The 4,640-nt window shown below is 40.5% G+C and carries 3 protein-coding genes; 1 reads left to right on the forward strand and 2 read right to left on the reverse strand.

The window, feature by feature from the left end:
• Nucleotides 1-345: 345 nt before the first annotated feature.
• Entirely contained in the window at nt 346-3,303 is a 2,958-nt protein-coding gene (locus J4N24_RS25280; protein WP_207536529.1) for a M16 family metallopeptidase, read from the forward strand.
• A gap of 498 nt (nt 3,304-3,801) precedes the next feature.
• On the opposite strand, the gene J4N24_RS25285 is transcribed toward J4N24_RS25280, so the two are convergent.
• Nucleotides 3,802-4,233 (reverse strand): PD-(D/E)XK nuclease family transposase, encoded by a 432-nt coding sequence (locus J4N24_RS25285; RefSeq protein ID WP_369806261.1) that lies wholly within the window; start codon nt 4,231-4,233, stop codon nt 3,802-3,804.
• A 203-nt stretch (nt 4,234-4,436) separates the two neighbouring features.
• Nucleotides 4,437-4,583, reverse strand: a complete 147-nt coding sequence (locus J4N24_RS25290; protein WP_207536530.1) for a hypothetical protein — start codon at nt 4,581-4,583, stop codon at nt 4,437-4,439.
• Between the last annotated feature and the right edge of the window lie 57 nt (nt 4,584-4,640).

Consider the following 4,640-nt stretch of genomic DNA (forward strand, 5'->3'; position numbering starts at 1 on the left):
TTCAGCAAGAACAATTGCTATATTCGAGCTAAATAAAATGTAATCCTTAATCAGGATATGTTAAGTCCTATTCAGGACGATGTCAAATTAATCCAGGACGAGTGTAAAGCTATACTAGGACTAGACACAGCGACTATACCGTTGGTATACCGTTGGTATATCTTTGGTATCCTGTTGATATCCCTCCGGGCTTCTCTTCGCTTTTTGTTCGCGGGTCTTCCAAGGAGTCGGAATGTCCAGAGAAAAAGAATGGATGTACAAGGGAAAAGTAATTGTATTCCTTAAGTTTGAACGCTGGGGTCCGCCATCTTCAGCCCATAAATGTTCTAAAGACCCAATCAAAATATGACTAATAATAAAGTGCGGCAACTTTTTGTATCACTTCTGCTGGTCTCAGCAACGAATGTAACATCACCAGTATTTTCACAGGTTAGTAAACAATGGAAGCAAGCAACTGAAGGGGGGTACACCTATCGCTATGTACAGGGTGATCCCATGCAGACTCGTTTTTATACACTTAAAAACGGTCTTACTGCTATGTTGAGCGTTAATAAGGCACAGCCGCGTATTCAAACCTATATTGCTGTAAGGGCAGGAAGTAATAATGACCCTAAAGACCATACCGGTTTAGCGCATTACCTTGAGCATTTATTATTCAAAGGAACAGATAAATATGGTTCCCTCAACTGGCAAAAGGAAAAGCCCTTATTGGAAGAAATAGAAAAGCTTTACGATAAATACAACCATACTACATCGGAGGCGGACAGGAAAAAGATCTATCATCAGATTGACAGCGTTTCAGGTTTAGCAGCTAAATATGCTATTCCGAACGAATATGATAAGATCGTAGCAAAACTTGGAGCTCAGGGAACTAATGCACATACCTGGGTGGAGGAAACGGTTTATAAAGAGGATATTCCATCTACCGCTATAGATAAATTCCTTGCACTACAATCTGAGCGCTTTCGTTATCCCGTTTTTCGTTTGTTCCACACAGAACTAGAAGCAGTTTATGAGGAAAAGAACCGTGGATTGGATAATGATGGCTGGAAAATTAATGAGACAATGATGGCCTCTTTGTTCCCTACCCATAACTACGGTCAGCAAACCACCATTGGAACGGTAGAACATCTTAAAAATCCTTCGCTCATTGCCATTCGTAATTTTTACAACACCTGGTATGTGCCAAATAATATGGCGGTGATCATGTCCGGGGACTTTGATCCATCCTATGTAATTAAAAAGTTAGATGCCGCTTTTTCCTGGATGAAAGCAAAACTTGTAACGGAATATAAGCCTGCGGCAGAAAGAGCGATGCTTAAACCAGTGGTTAAAGAAGTGCTCGGTCCGGATGCAGAGTCCGTAAATATAGGCTTCCGTTTGCCTGGAGCGATAGATCGTGCATCGGTGAACAAATTGAATGTGATTGCCGACTTGTTGAATAATGGAAAAGCAGGTTTGATCGATGAGGACTTGAACCGCAAGCAGAAGGTGTTGCAGGCGGGAGCTTATGTTCAGACCTTCAAAGATTATTCTGTTTTTACACTATATGGTAAGGCACGTCAGGGACAGAGCCTGGAAGAAGTTAAGGACCTGCTGTTTGCAGAGTTGCAAAAGCTTAAAAAAGGTGAGTTTAAAGAGCAACTGTTAAAAGCAATAATTGATAATGCGCGACTTTCAGAAATGCAGGCTTTGGATAACAACGAGAACCGGGTAGATGCACTTTTGCATGCCTTCATTCAACATAAGGGTCAGCAGTGGCAATCTGAAGTTAGCATGTTGGATGATATGGCAAAAGTGAAAAAGGCAGAATTAGTAAGTTTCGCCTCTAATGCATTTGCCAATAATTTCGTTGTTGTTTACAAGAGAAAAGGTCTGGATAATTCTATCGTTAAGGTAATAAAACCTCAGATCACTCCGGTTACTATTAATCGTAATGATGAGTCTGATTTCTCTAAACAAATAAATAATATTGCTGCTACTGAGATTAAGCCGGAGTGGGTAGACTATGACAAGGAGATCCAGAAAGGTAATGTGGGGATTGCTCCTTTATACTATGTCAAGAATAGAGAGAACTCAATATTCCGGCTCTATTACAAGTTTGATACAGGTTCGTGGAATAATAAAGTACTTCCTTATGCTGCCGCCTACCTGCGTTATTTGGGTACAGATACTAAGTCTGTTGACGAAATTAATGCTGTGTTTTACAACCTGGCCTGTAGTTTCAATGTGAGTGTTGAAAACGAGGAGACTACTGTTTCCATTAGCGGACTTCAGGAAAACTTTGATAAAGCAGTGGCACTGTTCGAAGATCTTTTGCAGAACTGTAAGCCTGATGAAAATGCATTGGCCTCACTTAAGCAGGGCATTCAAAAGTCACGCGATAATAATAAATTGAACAAGAGCCTTTTGATGCGTGGATTGGTAAACTATGCGATGTACGGACCTAAAAATCCATTTAATTACCAGCTAACAGCTTCAGAACTGAATGAGTTAAGTTCTAAAAACCTTACTGATGCGCTTCATTCTCTAAATGGTATTAGTCACAAGGTCCTTTATTATGGACCAACAGATCTTGCTACCATTCAAGGCTCACTTGGGAAGCTACATCAGGTGCCAACCCAATTCAGGGCATCAGAAAGCAAAATAAGCTTTAACAAAGTAACGCAGGAGAGCAATAAGGTTTATTTCGCAAACTATGATATGGTGCAGTCGGAAATTTACTGGGTTCGTAATGATGAGGTATTTGATAAAGACAGAGTTGCTTTAGTACAAACTTTCAACACTTATTTCGGTGGGGGCATGGGATCTATTGTATTCCAAACCATCCGGGAATCAAAGGCATTAGCCTACTCAACGTTTGCAAACTATAGCACTCCCTCAAAGAAGGGGGAGCGTAACACAGTAATGGCATATGTTGGTTCTCAAAGTGATAAAATGGGTGAAGCGGTTGCGGGAATGAACGAGCTGCTTGATGAAATGCCTGAGTCGGTATCACTGTTGGATAATGCAAAGCTGCAGGTGAAGCAGGATATAGAAACCCAGCGTATTTCAAAAGACGGTATTATTTTCAGTTACCTGGCGAATCAGAAATTAGGAATAGAGGGAGATAACCGGAAGGATATTTATATGCAACTGCCTCAACTGAATATGGATGCGGTAAAAACATTCCACAACACTGCTTTGCGTAAGAAGCCTTATTCTTACTGCGTAGTGGCAGGGGAGAATAAGGTCAATTTTGAAGACCTTAAAAAGTATGGCGAAGTTGTACGCCTTAGTCCTGAAGTGTTGTTCGGGTATTAAGAAAGGAAGATGTGGTAAAGTACAATAGTGTTACTATAAAGTGCTACAGCGTTTGTGCTTATAGTGACGATATTTGTCCCAATCCATAATCAATGCCGGATTAAAGATCAGGCTAATTTCTATTGGTTGTTAAATACGTTAGCCCACCTGACAGGACATCAGGTGGGCTTTTTTTGCGCTATTGTGTCCTGCTTGCTTTTTGTAGGATTGTACAATATATCGGCTTTTTTATCCTCTTGAGCTTTCCGCGGTAGAGGTATATTTGTATCGAAAACCATTTCAAATAGTGTTAGCAGGAAGATTGCTCCTTCTGGCTATTCAATTGGAATTATAATGATTAATGTAATTTAGTAATGCCCTATGAGCCAGGGTGTAAGCCGGTTGATCGATAAGATTGCCGGCTTTTTTTGTTTCGTCACGATAAATTTTCTGAATGACAAGCCCTGAACAAGTGAGGCGAGGAGGTTTATATAAGAGTGAATGTGCTGCATTAAAGTACTACAACAGCTCGATCTCCTCTATTTTGAGGCCAGTGAACTTGGCTATAGTAGTAGGTGGTAAGCCTTCTTTTTTCATTTGGAGCGCTATCTCAACCGCTTTTTCATGCTGACCTTCTGCTCTGCCTTGTTGTAAACCCTTTTCCAAACCTTGTTGAAGACCTTGTTGTAGACCTTGTTCTAAACCTTGTTCAACGGCATAATCCATTACATTCTGGTTGTCCCAACGGGCTTTTAAACTGGCATCGTACATTTTCTTTTCCTCCTTATTTAATTTACTGTATTCTGCTAAATGAAACAAATTTTCGAAAACAGAGGTGCGAAGGAGTGATGGGAACTGCTTCATCTGGCTGAGATGCTTCAGCAAGTAAAGCCACCAGTCAAGATTGCTCTCCAGTTCCTCCTCGGTCTTTACAAATTTAACTAATTCAATAAACTACATCTACCATTGGGTCTATATAACGGCAGGTATGAGATTCATATTAAAGTGATTTGGTTGAAAAGCTAAATTAGTGGAAATGGGCCGGGGAAAAATGATGTCTGTCACTGAACGGGTTTGTTTAGAGACTGGACAGTCTACCATTTTCAAACCCCCTTGTTCAGTTCTTGCTCATACCTTGTTTACCCTTTCTTCAGCTAAACAGGCAGGAAACGGGGTTTGAGCTGAACAAGAACTGAAGAAGTACTGAACAAGAGCTGAAGAAACTGTTCGCTGTCTAGTCCTAGTATAGCTTTACACTCGTCCTGGATTAATTTGACATCGTCCTGAATAGGACTTAACATATCCTGATTAAGGATTACATTTTATTTAGCTCGAATATAGCAATTGTTCTTGCTGAA

It is taken from the genome of Desertivirga arenae (assembly GCF_017355785.1).
Classification (GTDB): domain Bacteria; phylum Bacteroidota; class Bacteroidia; order Sphingobacteriales; family Sphingobacteriaceae; genus Desertivirga; species Desertivirga arenae.